At 50.1% G+C, this 14467-nt stretch carries 14 protein-coding genes, 4 tRNA genes and 1 rRNA gene; 3 read left to right on the top strand and 16 right to left on the bottom strand.

Annotated features, from left to right (window positions below; translation table 11 throughout):
* Positions 1 to 46: 46 nt before the first annotated feature.
* From nusG to N5923_RS00215, 7 genes are all read right to left on the bottom strand, one after another.
* Positions 47 to 592 (bottom strand): transcription termination/antitermination protein NusG, encoded by a 546-nt coding sequence (gene nusG, locus N5923_RS00245; RefSeq protein WP_017803043.1) that lies wholly within the window; start codon positions 590 to 592, stop codon positions 47 to 49.
* A 1-nt stretch (position 593) separates the two neighbouring features.
* A complete protein-coding gene (secE, locus tag N5923_RS00240; protein ID WP_267141040.1) occupies positions 594 to 977 on the bottom strand; it encodes a preprotein translocase subunit SecE in 384 nt (127 codons plus the stop codon).
* A 229-nt stretch (positions 978 to 1206) separates the two neighbouring features.
* Positions 1207 to 2391: an elongation factor Tu gene (gene tuf / locus N5923_RS00235; protein WP_267141041.1), complete on the bottom strand. Its 1185-nt coding sequence runs from the start codon at positions 2389 to 2391 to the stop codon at positions 1207 to 1209.
* Between the two features lie 115 nt (positions 2392 to 2506).
* Positions 2507 to 2582, bottom strand: a tRNA-Thr gene (locus N5923_RS00230).
* 6 nt (positions 2583 to 2588) lie between these two features.
* Positions 2589 to 2663, bottom strand: a tRNA-Gly gene (locus N5923_RS00225).
* Between the two features lie 121 nt (positions 2664 to 2784).
* Positions 2785 to 2869, bottom strand: a tRNA-Tyr gene (locus N5923_RS00220).
* A 27-nt stretch (positions 2870 to 2896) separates the two neighbouring features.
* Positions 2897 to 2972: transfer RNA gene (locus tag N5923_RS00215), tRNA-Thr, on the bottom strand.
* 375 nt (positions 2973 to 3347) lie between these two features.
* On the opposite strand from N5923_RS00215, the gene N5923_RS00210 reads away from it, so the two are divergent.
* Positions 3348 to 3896, top strand: a complete 549-nt coding sequence (locus tag N5923_RS00210; protein WP_267141042.1) for a GNAT family N-acetyltransferase — start codon at positions 3348 to 3350, stop codon at positions 3894 to 3896.
* A 205-nt stretch (positions 3897 to 4101) separates the two neighbouring features.
* On the top strand, positions 4102 to 5052 hold the full coding sequence (coaA, locus tag N5923_RS00205; protein WP_267141043.1) for a type I pantothenate kinase: 951 nt from the start codon (positions 4102 to 4104) through the stop codon (positions 5050 to 5052).
* Between the two features lie 58 nt (positions 5053 to 5110).
* Here the strand turns inward: coaA and N5923_RS00200 are convergent, their stop codons facing one another.
* The 6 genes from N5923_RS00200 to N5923_RS00175 all read right to left on the bottom strand — a co-directional run bounded on the left by N5923_RS00200 (position 5111) and on the right by N5923_RS00175 (position 11229).
* Entirely contained in the window at positions 5111 to 5908 is a 798-nt protein-coding gene (locus N5923_RS00200) for an MrpH family fimbial adhesin (protein ID WP_267141044.1), read from the bottom strand.
* Positions 5909 to 6011: 103 nt separating this feature from the next.
* The gene (locus N5923_RS00195) at positions 6012 to 6509 is read right to left on the bottom strand and encodes a fimbrial protein (RefSeq protein ID WP_267145184.1); all 498 of its coding nucleotides are present in this window, start codon (positions 6507 to 6509) and stop codon (positions 6012 to 6014) included.
* Positions 6506 to 6982 carry a fimbrial protein gene (locus N5923_RS00190; protein ID WP_267141046.1) on the bottom strand — a complete coding sequence of 159 codons (477 nt, stop codon included), beginning with the start codon at positions 6980 to 6982 and terminating at the stop codon, positions 6506 to 6508. The genes N5923_RS00195 and N5923_RS00190 overlap by 4 nt, the downstream gene beginning before the upstream one ends.
* Before the next feature lie 94 nt (positions 6983 to 7076).
* A complete protein-coding gene (locus N5923_RS00185; RefSeq protein WP_323372680.1) occupies positions 7077 to 7823 on the bottom strand; it encodes a fimbria/pilus periplasmic chaperone in 747 nt (248 codons plus the stop codon).
* 68 nt (positions 7824 to 7891) lie between these two features.
* Positions 7892 to 10393: an outer membrane usher protein gene (locus N5923_RS00180; protein ID WP_267141047.1), complete on the bottom strand. Its 2502-nt coding sequence runs from the start codon at positions 10391 to 10393 to the stop codon at positions 7892 to 7894.
* Between the two features lie 302 nt (positions 10394 to 10695).
* Positions 10696 to 11229: a fimbrial protein gene (locus N5923_RS00175; protein ID WP_267141048.1), complete on the bottom strand. Its 534-nt coding sequence runs from the start codon at positions 11227 to 11229 to the stop codon at positions 10696 to 10698.
* A gap of 582 nt (positions 11230 to 11811) precedes the next feature.
* Between N5923_RS00175 and N5923_RS00170 the strand changes: the two genes are divergently transcribed.
* A complete protein-coding gene (locus N5923_RS00170; RefSeq protein WP_267141049.1) occupies positions 11812 to 12189 on the top strand; it encodes a hypothetical protein in 378 nt (125 codons plus the stop codon).
* Between the two features lie 57 nt (positions 12190 to 12246).
* On the opposite strand, the gene birA is transcribed toward N5923_RS00170, so the two are convergent.
* From birA to rrf, 3 genes are all read right to left on the bottom strand, one after another.
* Positions 12247 to 13209, bottom strand: coding sequence for a bifunctional biotin--[acetyl-CoA-carboxylase] ligase/biotin operon repressor BirA (gene birA, locus N5923_RS00165; RefSeq protein ID WP_267141050.1), 963 nt, complete (start codon positions 13207 to 13209; stop codon positions 12247 to 12249).
* Positions 13206 to 14243 carry a UDP-N-acetylmuramate dehydrogenase gene (murB, locus tag N5923_RS00160; RefSeq protein ID WP_267141051.1) on the bottom strand — a complete coding sequence of 346 codons (1038 nt, stop codon included), beginning with the start codon at positions 14241 to 14243 and terminating at the stop codon, positions 13206 to 13208. Before murB ends, birA begins: the two co-directional genes overlap by 4 nt.
* A gap of 146 nt (positions 14244 to 14389) precedes the next feature.
* Positions 14390 to 14467 (bottom strand): 5S ribosomal RNA (rrf, locus tag N5923_RS24845); the annotation flags it as partial.

Here is a 14467-nt window from a genome sequence, read left to right as displayed (position 1 = left end):
ATTTTCCCGCACTGCAGTTATGCCGTACGGGCGGCCGCTGCGATTATTAGCCTTTTTCGACCTGACCGAAGTCGAGTTCCACTGGCGTTGCACGGCCAAAGATGGAAACCGATACTTTCAGGCGGCTTTTTTCGTAATCCACTTCTTCGACCACACCGTTGAAGTCGGCAAACGGGCCATCGCTGACGCGGACCATTTCGCCTGGCTCGAACATGGTCTTTGGCCGTGGCTTATCGCCAACCTGCTGCAGACGGTTCATGATCGCGTCGACTTCTTTATCGCTAATAGGTGCCGGACGATCTGACGTTCCGCCGATAAAGCCCATGACACGCGGCACGCTGCGCACTAAGTGCCAGCTTGCATCGTTCATGACCATCTGCACCAGAACGTAACCAGGGAAGAATTTGCGCTCGCTTTTACGACGCTGACCACCACGAATCTCAACCACTTCTTCGGTTGGAACCATGACGTCACCAAACAGCTCTTCCATGTTATGTAACTTGATATGCTCACGCAGCGATTGTGCTACGCGGCCTTCAAAACCGGAAAACGCCTGAACGACGTACCAGCGCTTTTTTGGAGCTTCAGACATCTCAGAACCTCAGGCCAGTGATAAATGATACCAGACGGACCAGAATACCATCCAGCCCCCACAAAATCAGTGACATCACGGCGGTAACCGCGGCAACGATTAAGGTGGTATGCAATGTTTCCTGACGAGTCGGCCAGATGACTTTACGGACTTCGGTTCTTGCTTCACGAGCAAAAGCCACCGTAGCTTTACCTTTCGTCGTCAGCAGCGCGATGCCACCCGCGGCGGCAATCAGCACAACGACAGCCAGCGCACGTAACGGCAATGAAATTTCGCGATAGTAGTAGTTACCTACGATAGCCACGATAAGCAAAATGGCAACGACTAACCACTTTATCGCTTCCAGGCCGCGCCCGCTCCCTTGAGCTTCGGTATTAGCACTCATAAACCAACCTGCCACAATAAATCAGAAACTATTTTGCCCCGCGATGCGGGGCAACCAAACCGAATAATGCTGTGAGGCGTAACTCGGTATCTAACGCCGTGCTACAGAGCCTGCCTCAGCAATGATTATGACGGAAAATCACTGATGAGTCAGGTTCTATGTTACAGCGTGCAAAAAGGGCATCAAATGATGCCCTCTTCTTGTGCGTTGCGTCAAATATTATCAGCGATTACGCGATAACTTTAGCAACAACACCCGCACCTACAGTACGGCCGCCTTCACGGATTGCGAAACGCAGACCGTCATCCATCGCGATTGGGTGGATCAGGGTCACTTTCATGTTCACGTTGTCGCCTGGCATTACCATCTCAACGCCTTCTGGCAGTTCGATGGTACCGGTCACGTCAGTTGTACGGAAGTAGAACTGTGGACGGTAGCCTTTGAAGAACGGAGTATGACGGCCGCCTTCTTCTTTCGACAGGATGTAAACTTCTGAATCGAACTGAGTGTGAGGTTTGATTGAACCTGGTTTAGCCAGAACCTGACCACGTTCGATATCTTCACGTTTGATACCACGCAGCAGAACACCAACGTTCTCACCCGCACGGCCTTCGTCCAGCAGTTTGCGGAACATTTCAACGCCGGTACAAGTAGATTTCACGGTATCTTTGATACCAACGATTTCAACTTCTTCACCAACTTTAACGATACCGCGCTCTACACGACCGGTAACAACAGTACCACGGCCGGAGATAGAGAATACGTCTTCGATAGGCAGCAGGAACGGCTTATCAATCGCACGCTCTGGCTCTGGGATGTAGTTATCCAGGTGACCAGCCAGTTCGATGATTTTCGCTTCCCACTCAGCTTCGCCTTGCAGCGCTTTCAGAGCAGAACCACGAACGATTGGCAGATCGTCGCCTGGGAAATCGTAAGCTGACAACAGCTCGCGCACTTCCATCTCAACCAGTTCCAGCAGCTCTTCATCATCAACCATGTCACATTTGTTCATGAATACGATGATGAAAGGAACGCCAACCTGGCGACCCAGCAGGATGTGCTCACGGGTCTGAGGCATAGGGCCGTCAGTCGCAGCAACAACCAGGATAGCGCCGTCCATCTGAGCAGCACCGGTGATCATGTTTTTGACGTAGTCGGCGTGGCCCGGGCAGTCAACGTGCGCGTAGTGGCGAGTCGGGGTGTCATATTCAACGTGTGAAGTGTTGATGGTGATACCACGAGCTTTTTCTTCTGGCGCGTTATCGATCTGGTCGAATGCACGAGCAGAACCGCCGTAGGTTTTAGCCAGTACGGTGGTGATAGCTGCAGTCAGGGTAGTTTTACCATGGTCAACGTGGCCGATAGTACCGACGTTGACGTGCGGTTTTGAACGTTCAAATTTTTCTTTAGACATCGATTGTCCCTCTAAGACACGGATAAATCGGTGATATCACCACATCAACCAGGCATAGCCTGAACTGTTGAATTTATTTTGTCACAGAGAAGAATCAGGGAGGGAGATTATGAAGTGGTGCTGATACCCAGAGTCGAACTGGGGACCTCACCCTTACCAAGGGTGCGCTCTACCAACTGAGCCATATCAGCACATCTTGGAGCGGGCAGCGGGAATCGAACCCGCATCATCAGCTTGGAAGGCTGAGGTAATAGCCATTATACGATGCCCGCAACCTGGAACTCGGCTACCTGTTCTTTCTGTAGCTTGTGAATAACAAGAGAAGATGTCTTATTATTCGAGCCAACCCGCAAAGCTTGCTGACCCTGACTGTGCTTGAGCTCAGCCTGAATATGGTGGTGGGGGAAGGATTCGAACCTTCGAAGTCGATGACGGCAGATTTACAGTCTGCTCCCTTTGGCCGCTCGGGAACCCCACCTGGTTACTTCTGTTACTCAGTACTTGATGGTGCCGGCTACCGGAATCGAACTGGTGACCTACTGATTACAAGTCAGTTGCTCTACCAACTGAGCTAAGCCGGCATCAAGTGGTGCGCATTCTAGGAAGTGCGGACGCGGGATGCAACAAAAAAATTGCGATAAATGCGCTATCGCTTATTATTTGTGCAAAAGTTCGCAAATTCGCGCTTTAATGGAGAAAAATTGTCCAGTAAAAGCGCATTGCAGGCGGTTTTGCTGTCAGCCAGGATGACGTTTGCCGAGTGAACTTTCTCTTCCCGCTGTAGCGACCGCTCAATCTTCATACAAATGCCATTGATTGCACCATTAATCGTCATCCTGCGCAGTGATAGTGCACCTGCCAGCTGCAGATCTGACGCTATTCCCAATCATCACGCGCACTTATTACCTGGATCGCTTATTGCATCGGGTTAAGAAAGCCATTAAGGAGGAGATCGCATGAAAACGGTATTACTCAATGCAACCACCTTACCCCATTATCGCAGCGAACTGGCCGGTCTGTTAATTGATGCAGTCGCCAGCAACGCGCCACCAGGCTATCAGCAACGCAAAACGTATGAAGAGGCAGAGAGTTATTTTCATAGCCTGCGCCGGGATATGGCAAAAGGTGAACGACTGCTGTGGATTGCGCGCGATGCGCAGGGTGTCACTGGCAGCGTACAGCTGGAAATTTGCCAGAAACCAGATGGTCAAAATCGCGCTGAAATTCAAAAACTATTGGTGCATCCGCGCGCCCGGCGCCAGGGGATGGCAAAAATGTTGATGAATGCGCTGGAAAGCAGTGCCGCGGAACTGCAACGGGGACTGCTATTTCTTAATACACGCGCGGGCTCGCCAGCTGAGGCGTTTTATCGGGCGCAGGGCTATCACTGCATTGGTGAAATTCCGGACTATGCCAGCTCCAGCGACGGCTATTACCACCCGGCGGTAATCTACTACAAAAAGCTGTTTTCGGTTAACCAGCTGATACGCTCCGTTGCCAGCTAACTAAATTTAAAAAATGCGGGCGCCGTTGCGATTGCGTCCGCACATTTATCTTTTTCCTTCTTTTTCCCGCCTTACTGGTGTTAACCTCCTGCGCATTGTTTTCTGAAATTTACCTGACTACGTAAGTCGATAAGGGTGATGGCGGTTTCCGTCAACGCTACGGCAACGTACTGACTGGTAGATATTTGCTGGCAGAAGCATGCATATGAGCAAAAAAGATTTCCCGGTAACTACGCCCTATTTAGAGTTCAACAGGAACCAATGGGCTGCGTTACGTGACTCCGTGCCAATGACACTTTCAGAAGAAGAAATTACCCGTCTGAAAGGTATTAACGAAGATCTCTCACTGGAAGAAGTGGCCGAGATCTATCTGCCGTTGTCACGTCTGCTGAATTTTTATATTAATTCCAACGTGCGCCGCCAGGCCGTTCTGGAGCAGTTTCTCGGCACCGATGGTCAAAAAGTGCCTTATATCATCAGCATTGCGGGTAGCGTGGCGGTCGGCAAAAGCACCACCGCGCGCGTATTGCAGGCGCTGCTGAGCCGCTGGCCGGAACATCGTCGCGTTGAGCTGATTACCACCGATGGTTTTCTGCATCCAAATGATGTGCTGAAGCAACGTGGCCTGATGAAGAAGAAAGGGTTCCCGCAATCCTATGATATGCACCGGCTGGTCAATTTTGTCTCTGACCTGAAATCAGGTGCGTCACAGGTGACTGCCCCGGTCTATTCCCATCTGATTTATGATGTCATTCCCGATGGCGATAAAGTGGTGCAACAGCCTGATATTCTGATTCTGGAAGGGCTGAATGTGCTGCAAACCGGGATGGATTATCCGCACGATCCTCACCACGTTTTCGTTTCGGATTTCGTCGATTTTTCGATCTATGTCGATGCGCCGGAACAATTACTGGAAACCTGGTATATCAATCGCTTCCTGAAATTCCGCGAGGGCGCCTTTACCGATCCGGACTCCTATTTCCATCACTATGCGCAGCTTTCTGAAGAGGAAGCGAAAGGCATTGCCATGCAGTTATGGAAAGAGATTAACTGGCTGAATTTGAAAGAAAACATCCTTCCAACCCGAGAGCGCGCCAGCCTGATTATGACTAAAAGCGCCGATCACGCCGTAGAACGCGTGCGGTTACGTAAATAGTTTCCCGTCACCATCAGGCATCGCAGCCGCTCACCGCGATGCCTGTTACGTCTGCCAGTCAAAGATAAGTGATATACACAATACCGCTGCCAGTGTAATTGCCGGCATCAGGTGGCGTTGCCGCAAATAGTGTCGCTTTAAGCGCGAAGTTTTGCCTGATATTGTTACCTGGCAGGGTGAATTTCACGCCGCCCGAGGCATCCTGATTATCAATATTCAGGTTAGCGTAGAAGTTTCTCTGCGTGCCATCGAGGTAGATATTGCGCTCTCCCAGCAAAGACTCGCCGTACAGCGTGATTTGGCCAGTTAACTCGCAATACAGCTGGCCGGTAACCTCCCTGCTCTGGTTGTTAACCTCGTCGCTGGTAAGTACACCAAAATCAATTTCCGGCTGTAATTCTACATGGCATGCCTGGTTAACTGGCGGCAGTTCACTACATACCGAACCGGGAAACCGTACCGCAGTGTAATTCTCGGGCGCGGGTTGCTTCGGTTGATCAATATAGAACATGCCAACACATCTGGCGGTGGAGTCCTGGACCGTAAAACTACCGGAAAAAGGAATTCCCATCGCGCTTCGCCAGGCCTCCATCACCTCTTTGCGCGTACGATAGTTCTCAATACGAATACAGTGTTTATTTAACCCACAACTGGAGTACATGCTCGGTGCATGGCTGCTGTACATCACATCCAGTCCGACATAACAACTCGGCCAGCCATAGCAGGGATTAAGGTCGATGTCGTTCTCATCCCAGCTCACCAGCTTATGGGCAACCTGATTGTTAGTAAAAGAGAGGGGGAAAACATAGGCCCCGGCATTCACTGTTCTGGCCGGTAACAGGGTCAAAAACAGCATCAAGAGGATTAATATCCCCACACTATCCATCCTTTCACGACTTATACGCATTCCGTTTGCTCTGCTTTTAAATAATCATTTCGTTTAACGTTCTGGCCACGGCTTACAAATACCCGGCATATAGCGTTGCCACTGCGGCAAATTGCCCTGGAGACAACGTTGAACCACCCGGCTTAACGGGAACCGCCTGCAATAGCGGTGGCCGCATGATATCCAGCGTAATCGGCGTATTAATTTCCAGCGGCACGCCATCGCTCAGTACTCTTATCCCCAGATCCCTGAAATTGGTATTAACCGCCGTTGGATCAAATTCGCTTACACCGCCCTGTATCCTTAAAGTTAATACCAGCGGCGCTGCGGCATCAGGGCAATTCAGCTGATATTTGATGACCTGAATATAATTCTGCCCATCGATCAGCTCATCTCTGACGTTGCCAAAATCGATATCAATAGGCTGACCACCATTAATTGTGCAAGCAGGTGGCTCAATAAGCGTTCCCCTGAAATTCACCGCAACAGATTCGGCATAAGTCGCACTTTGTAGCAGCGTGATGCAGAGCAGCAATATCCAACAACCCAGCCGGCATCGCGTCAGTTTCATATGTGCTCCACAACGAGGGTGGCAGTGCCAGTAAACTCACCGGCAGCCAGCGTTGACCCCGCACGTTGGACCAGTACCGCCTGTAACGATGGTATTCCTGCTGTGCGATCAAAATTAAGCCAGCTGCCGGGGCTTAATGGCGTTCCGCCGCCACTTCCCTGCAGCAATTTGATACCCAGATCGCTCATGGTGGTGGCCAACACCCCGGCGTCAAATTGCGCAGTTGTGCCGTCAAACCGCAGACGCATCGTAACCGGAGTGTAAGCATTACAGCTCAGGCTAAAACTAATCGGTTGTTTATAATTTTCCCCATTTACCTGAGTAATAAAAATGTCATTACCAAAATCAACATTGATAGCTTGCCCTTGATTGATATTACAGGCCGGGGCATTAATCGCCACACGCAGGGTGAGTTGCTGTTGCGGTGCCGACCAGGCGGGACTCAAACCGCTGAATAAAATCGCCGCCAGCACGCTACAACATTGCAGCAACGCGACTCTGACAGGGTGAAGTGACTGTGTGCATTGATCCATTATGCTTTTCTCCATGCCAGCAACTTAATGGCATTTAACTCTTAACCTGCACACGGCAGGACTTGTCGGCGCAACGAAACAGCAGCTCCGGCCGGCCACCATAGTCATTAACATAGGTCAGCACCGGTTCATGTCCTAACAGGGCAATGCTGCCGCCCAGTAACGCCTTGCTGCGCGGTGCAATCATCAACGGCTCAAATCCGGCAACAGTCGGTCTGGATGCATGGGGTTTTGCATCCACCAGGGTGATGTAGTAAGGCGTAGGATTATTTACCTCATAGCGATCGCCCCGCTGAGTCAATGTCAGTTTATGCTGCCAGGGATCCCCACGCCCCGCCTCTTTCGCCACAATCGCCGGCGGGCGGTAAAACAGCTTGATGCTGGTTTGCAGTGCAATCTGCAGGGTATTAGGCTTATCACTACGTGGCGGGACTTCGCGCAGATTGAAGTAAAAAAGCGTTTCGCGATCCTGAGGCAACAGGCCTGCCGCAGGCAACGCCTGTATTTTTATCTGCCCTTTCTCCCCTGGTTCGACACGTTGCAGCGGTGGTAATACTACCAGTGGCGAAGTGACTTTCTCACCGTGCTCATTTTCCAACCAGCCCTGGGCTAAATAGGGTAATTTGGTGTTTTGATTACTGATAGACAAACTTACCGCCTTATCATCGGCGTTATAGATCACCCGGGTCCGATCCAGTGCAATGGCAGCCAATGCTGAAGACGTACTGATGACCAGCAGCGAGAGCATTGCCGCTGCTTTAACTGACCACATCTGATTCATATAACTCTGTTCATTCCTGTGTCGATGATTAAACGGGGCATTTCACCCACTTCCTTTTCAAACGTGCTTTATGCGCGGCAGGGTAGCAGCAGCTCAGATAACGGTGGAGGCGGTAGCTCAGCAGGCATTTCTACATAACACCTTGCATCCTTTCCCCACTCAACCGACATTTTCTCTCCAGCACGGATACCGCTCAGCCAGACACTGCCGTCATCACCGATCATGCCTGTCTGCTGTTTTTTCTCATTGCGCACCAGCGCACCAAACGGTGGTGAATCTCCCCCCTCCAGGCGAATGTTGGCCATCGCTTTCTCGCCTGCAATGACATTGAACTTACGATAACCAATCGCCCCTTCGGTCAGGGTGGCCTGCACTACAGAGCGTGATGCTTCAACATTGTCTGACAGTGCTTCAACATCAATGCGCGCGCTGTTACGGTAATAACTGTTAACATCGCTAATTACTGCTTTTCCAAAGGTGTTGGTTTTTGTCGGGTTACCATAGCCGCGCACTGGCACTCCCGCGACGCCATCACTATCAACCAGCAAACGGGTGCCGCCTGCAATGGAGGTGCGATGCAAAGCCCCCCCCTGCGGCGTCAGCGTTGCTCCCCCTTGTGCCGACAGTCCAGCAGAGGCGTAACGTCCATGCTGATAGCTGGCATTGGCATTAAGCTGCGCGCTATCCGTTTCATGGAAATAGAATCCGCTGGCCATTCCACCTTCCCGGGATGTACCGGCAGTTAACTGATATTTGTTTTGCTCATCAAGGTGTTTAAAATACCCTACCGTCTGTTCGTAGCGCTGATTACGCGAAGAGAGGTTATAGCTCAATGTTGATTGTGAGCCGAAGGGCAATGAGACAGAAAGCCAGCCGCCATCATCATTACTTTCACGAAATTTATTACGATACGCTGCCAGCGAAGCATTAATATTTTTCCAACCCCCGAGGTCAAAATAGCGCGATAGCGTGATGTCGTAGCGATCGCTGGCGGAGCGGTCCCACCAGGTTTGATGGCTGTAATTCAGATATGCTCCAATCCCCCACTCTGGTAGTTGCTGATTAAAAGTAACGGTGTAGAGCTGCTTACTTTTATTTGCCGGAGCTCCGGTGGCAACAGCGTCAAGATAGTCTGGCACCGTCATAAAATTACGATCGGAAAAACGATAGCCAGCAAAGGTGATCTGGCTGGCTAACTCATCAAAACGTTTGGAATAGCTCAGACGCCAGGAGTTACCGGTTAACATCTCATCCCCGGGCAAAACTGCACGTGATAACGTTGTATCGAGTGAAATCGCCCCAAGGGCAAACAGATCCCGCCCCATTCCGGCTGAGAACGCATTATAATCGCCGCCCAGAATGCTCCCGCCATAAGCTGACCATCCATTCGCCACCCCCCACGAGAACTCGCCCGTGGCAAATGACGGATCCGCAAGCTGATGAGAGCCAACCGCCGGTTTACCCGCAGCAAGTTTGTAACGCACCATTCCCGGCCGGGTAAGGTAAGGAATAGTGGCGGTATCGACCTGGAAGTGCTGAACAGCTCCATCCTGCTCTTCGATACGCACATCAAGCTTGCCAGCGACTGCGTCAGAAAGATCCTGAATACGGAAGGGGCCAGCAGGAACCTGGGTTTCATACAGTACGCGTTCCTGCTGACTCACCACCACCTTTGCATTGGTTCTGGCGACACCACTGATTTCTGGCGCATAGCCGCGCAAACCCGGAGGTAACATGCTGTCGTCCGAGTTAAGGCTCGCCCCGGCGAAACGGAAGCTATCGAAAATGGCGGAGTTCAGATAATCCTCGCCAAGGGTGAGACGCGCATGCAGCGCAGGCACTGCTCGCCAGGCATAGTAGCGGCTCCAGTCGAATGACTGCTGAGTGCTCTCTCCACTCCCCGCGGTATGCACTGCGCTGCCCTGCCAGTCGGCGCGCAGGCGCCAGGCGTCCAGATTCACACCCGTAACCCCACTGCTGCTGAAATTATAACCCTTGCTGCCATACTGATACTGTTCAAGGGCTTGCAGATTAAGGTTGTAATCCAGTAACGCGCCCGGGATCCCATCATCCCAGCGTGAGGGTGGATCCCAATTTGGCGAGCGGTACTCCAGCCAGGTTTCGGGGATTTTCACCGTAAGCAACGCATAACCCAGATCGCCATGCACCTCCATGCCCGCAACACTGGAGATATCCAGGCATTGCCCCTGATGCCACCAGGTCAGCTTGCGCTGTAACTCTGCTTTGATAGCGAATGCGGCCACATCCTTACGGGTCAGGCAGGCGTCGCTGCCAGCAGGATTATTATCAGGCGGATAGAAAGTGATTTCCTGCTCTGCCAGGTCCTGTCGGTTGAGCATAATTGCCATCTGATAGGTGCCTGGCATAATGAAACCCCGGCGTGAGAACTGCTCAATATTAATGTTTTCCCGATCCTTTACATCCATCATATCGGTATTAAATTGAATATCCTCTGCACTTACTGACCGGCTGGCTGTTAACAAAGAAAACAAAAAAAACTGCAAAATATTCGTAAAAAAATCAAAACGTCCGTTGTTTTTAGCGTTCATTTTTAATAAATACTTCTTTTTAGTCGTTGTGAAGCTCAAACGGCCCCTGGCGTCATCATCTCATTCTCGGGCCCTGTTCGAACCTACGCTGAAATAAGAATACACAGCGCCGCTGAACACGTTTGCATGCTCTTCCTGGCGTGCTACGTTTTCTGACTACTCTGGTGTTATGCTCACCTGATAATCCTGACAGAATTAAATTTTTTTGCGTCAGGACAATTTTCATTACAGATCACGAAGGTACGAAACCTATTACCTCTGACTAAAAGACATATGGAGATTCCCCCATATGTCTTTGCGGCTTATTGATAAGCTAAGGTGAAATTAGTGATGCTGTTGAATTCGCCAGGCACAATAGTGGCGGAACTGCCACCGCCTTGTAAATAAGCATTAAAGTTCAGCGTATTGCGCCCATCCTGCAGACCCTGAGGTGTGGTAGCGACATTTAACTTCACTTTCTTATTACTGCCGTCGATCATAACAATACTCGCCCCGCTGGCGCTGCCACTGAGCGCCAGGCTATCAACATCATATGCTGAAGTCGCGCCAGTGAATTTAGTTTGCACTGTACTTAACGTTGCTGTAGTGCAGTTTTCCAGCTTGATCTGAAAAGGACGTGGCGTTGAGGAACCCGTCTTACCACCGGCTGAAAGTGCTGCTGCCGAAATTTGTCCAAGGTTAATGGTCTGATCGATGCTATCCGGATTGATTGAGCAGGGAGCATCAATAATAGCGCCCTGAAAAGTCACAGTGCCATGGCCCGAATCCTCAGCATTAGCAGCAGAGGCTGAACCCAATACTAAAAGTGCGGCTATCGTGATTTTATAAACTTTCATTACTTCCTTTTCCTTTGTAAATTTAAATCCATTTTTCACAAGATATGTTTTCTATTTAAAAGAAAAACAATGCAGGCTCTTTTTACTGAGTGATTGAGTGGCATGCAGTCGCAGGGAATGTTTTTATAATCAACTGTGAACAATCATAAAAAACGACTTTACTGATATCAGAATCACTTTATAAGAGCACAGCCCAATACTTAATAATGAAATAATTAACTGGCTATTGTTTGCCTGCCATATCATCATCTCAAGCTGTCAGGCAAACCTTACAAAGAAAGATTGGGTTTTGGAAGAATTTTCTTTAAGAGCAAAAAATACAAAACCTTTCACTTATTAAATTAACTTTTATGATTACTTGCGATATAAGAAGTCGCAAACATACTGAGATTAGCATGAAATTCTAATCACTTTCTTTTAATAAAAATATTAGTTCACCAAAACCATTTACCGTCTACAATATCGCCAACATACTGCTCCCTGCAAAGGCTGTATCAGCATAAATAATTGTTTGAAAGGGATTTATAAGAAATGTCTTAATTAGTATCTCTACTCATTAATTGGAAAAGGAGTTCACTATTTATGAGAAATGGAAATTTACCTTTACAGCCTCAGGCTTCTGACCTGTTGTTACACACAGAAGATGCTATTAGCTGGCCGGAGAAAAAGCGCATGATCAGCGCGACTACCAGCCGAGAGAGAAAACGTTTTATCCTGCTGGAAGAGCTTTATTACGCCCTGCACAGGCGTTGTCATCAGCAGCCGCCGCCAGAATTTAATGAGTGGGTTAGCACCAGGGTTCTCGCTGAAGATTGTGATATGGGGATCTATCAAACCCGTAGCCTGTTGCTAAAACTGGTGGATCAAAAGAGAGTTATTGTCGCTCCAACCCCCATTTCGAACTCGTTGCGATGGTACATTGCGCACAATGAAACGGCTCCATCGCCCGCAGGGGAATAACAGATGTCGTCGGCTTTAATTCAGCCGGAGGCATTGAAGCCTCCAGCGAAATCGATATTACTGCTGGGGGCGGAGAGAGATCTCTCCACCAACCCAGGCTTTGGTGACGCCATCCTGTTCCAGTAATAGTGCTCCCTGCTGATCAATACCGCGGGCGATCCCCAGCACCTCACGATCGCCAATCAGCAATTTTACCGGGCGATTGAGATAGTTATCCAGCACTGACCAGCGCTCAATGAATGGCGCCAGGCCATCGCGCTCAAATTCCAGCAGCGTACGGCGCATTTTATTAACTAATAACGCCGTAAGCGCATTACGATCGATATTGATCCCTGCTTCTTGCAGCGTGATCCAGCCCTGGTTGACTACCGCAGCATCAGCTGAGCGCATCGCCAGATTAAGCCCTGCACCAATGACAAGTTGAGCTGCATCACCGGTTTTACCGGTCAGCTCAACCAGGATACCAGCCAGTTTACGATCCTGCAGATAGATATCATTGGGCCATTTCACTTTAACCCCGGTTGCGCCCAGCTCTTTCAGGACTTCAGCCATCACAATACCGATAACCAGACTCAGCCCCATCGCTGCTGCCGGCCCCTGCTCCAGACGCCAGTACATCGACAGATAGAGGTTGGAACCAAAAGGTGAGAACCACTGACGTCCACGACGCCCGCGTCCGGCCTGCTGATATTCAGCAACACAGGCATCACCCGACTGCAGAGAGTCCATGCGGTCCATCAGGTACTGATTGGTAGAATCAATTACCGGAATAACGGCGACACGATTCTGATCTAACTGCCGGGCAATACTCTCTTCATTCAGTAACTGGAGCGGCGCAGAAAGGCTGTAACCTTTTCCTGTCACCGTAAAAACATCCAGCCCCCAGTCTTTTAAGGTCTGAATATGCTTGTTGATAGCCGCGCGGCTCATCCCCAGAGTTTCACCAAGATGTTCACCCGAGTGAAACTCGCCATCGGCTAAGATACTGACCAGAGCCAGGGGAACAGTATTATCTTTCATGCAATCACCTCGACAGCATCCTTTTCACCGGTGGCGCCCATAAAACGCACTTCAGGTTCCAGCCAGACATTAAATTTCTCACCGACACGCTGGCGTATTTCATGCGCCAGCAAGACAATATCTCGTCCGGTGGCATTCTGCTGATTAATAATCACCAGCGCCTGCTGACGATGAACCGCAGCGCCGCCGTTACTGTGGCCTTTAAGCGCACACTGATCGATTAACCAGCCTGCCGCCAGTTTTACCTGGCCATTAGCCTGTAAATATTGCGGCATAGTGGGAAACTCGCTGGCAATAGTTGCTGCCTGCTCAGCATCTACCACCGGGTTTTTGAAAAAACTGCCAGCATTGCCCGTCACCTGCGGATCAGGCAGTTTGCTGCGACGCATCTGACATACGCCATCAAAAATTTCCTGGGGTGTTACCTTAGCGGGATCCAGTTTGGTTAATTCACCGTAGGTCATTACTGGCTGCCAGACTTTATTCAGGCGCAAGCCCACCGCAACAATGGCATAGCCATCGCGGTAATGATGTTTAAATACGCTATCGCGATAGCCAAACTGGCACTCTGCTGCGCCAATATGTTCAATCTCGCCACTTCGCAGATTGAGAACATCGACGTAATCGCAGACCTGATTCAGCTCCACACCATAAGCGCCGATATTCTGGATCGGCGCCGAACCAACACAACCGGGGATCAGGGCAAGGTTTTCTAAACCCGAGAAACCGTTTTTCAGACTGTATTCGACCAGTTCATGCCAGTTCTCTCCGGCGCCGACATGCAGATACCATGCCTCATCATCCTCGGTAACTTTGATGCCTTTTAGCCGGTTAACTACCACAACGCCAGCATAGTTTTCCAGAAAGAGAACATTACTACCTTCACCCAGCAGCAGAAAAGGAAGTTGCGCCTTCTGGCTCGCTTCCCATGCATCAGACAACTCCGCCACCGTCTCGGCGATGGTGATTTGTTGCGCGCTGGCGTCAATTCCGAACGTATTGAAGGACTTTAATGAATGGGTTTCGCGGGACATGACTGTGCCTTTACTGATTTATCTGCACACAGTTTACCCGATTGTAGATGCTTTCGTTGCATAAAAGGCGGGGATTATGGCAGGTTTAGCAACGTTAAGACGCAAAAAACCCTCATGCTTTCGCACGAGGGTTATCGCAATTTGATGCCTGGCAGTTCCCTACTCTCGCATGGGGAGACCCCACACTACCATCGGCGCTACGGCGTTTCACTTCTGAGTTCGGC

Source organism: Winslowiella arboricola (genome assembly GCF_025527015.1).
Lineage (GTDB): Bacteria > Pseudomonadota > Gammaproteobacteria > Enterobacterales > Enterobacteriaceae > Erwinia > Erwinia arboricola.
Note: the sequence above shows the minus strand (reverse complement) of the source record. Positions and strands in the feature narration are given on the sequence as shown.

What these genes read in the sequence shown, in the direction of transcription:
- nusG (WP_017803043.1), bottom strand. Translation starts at nt 592, where the DNA reads ATGTCTGAAGCTCCAAAAAAGCGCTGGTACGTCGTTCAGGCGTTTTCC.
- secE (WP_267141040.1), bottom strand. Translation starts at nt 977, where the DNA reads ATGAGTGCTAATACCGAAGCTCAAGGGAGCGGGCGCGGCCTGGAAGCG.
- tuf (WP_267141041.1), bottom strand. Translation starts at nt 2,391, where the DNA reads ATGTCTAAAGAAAAATTTGAACGTTCAAAACCGCACGTCAACGTCGGT.
- N5923_RS00210 (WP_267141042.1), top strand. Translation starts at nt 3,348, where the DNA reads ATGAAAACGGTATTACTCAATGCAACCACCTTACCCCATTATCGCAGC.
- coaA (WP_267141043.1), top strand. Translation starts at nt 4,102, where the DNA reads ATGAGCAAAAAAGATTTCCCGGTAACTACGCCCTATTTAGAGTTCAAC.
- N5923_RS00200 (WP_267141044.1), bottom strand. Translation starts at nt 5,908, where the DNA reads ATGCTGTTTTTGACCCTGTTACCGGCCAGAACAGTGAATGCCGGGGCC.
- N5923_RS00195 (WP_267145184.1), bottom strand. Translation starts at nt 6,509, where the DNA reads ATGAAACTGACGCGATGCCGGCTGGGTTGTTGGATATTGCTGCTCTGC.
- N5923_RS00185 (WP_323372680.1), bottom strand. Translation starts at nt 7,823, where the DNA reads ATGAATCAGATGTGGTCAGTTAAAGCAGCGGCAATGCTCTCGCTGCTG.
- N5923_RS00180 (WP_267141047.1), bottom strand. Translation starts at nt 10,393, where the DNA reads ATGAACGCTAAAAACAACGGACGTTTTGATTTTTTTACGAATATTTTG.
- N5923_RS00175 (WP_267141048.1), bottom strand. Translation starts at nt 11,229, where the DNA reads ATGAAAGTTTATAAAATCACGATAGCCGCACTTTTAGTATTGGGTTCA.
- N5923_RS00170 (WP_267141049.1), top strand. Translation starts at nt 11,812, where the DNA reads ATGAGAAATGGAAATTTACCTTTACAGCCTCAGGCTTCTGACCTGTTG.
- birA (WP_267141050.1), bottom strand. Translation starts at nt 13,209, where the DNA reads ATGAAAGATAATACTGTTCCCCTGGCTCTGGTCAGTATCTTAGCCGAT.
- murB (WP_267141051.1), bottom strand. Translation starts at nt 14,243, where the DNA reads ATGTCCCGCGAAACCCATTCATTAAAGTCCTTCAATACGTTCGGAATT.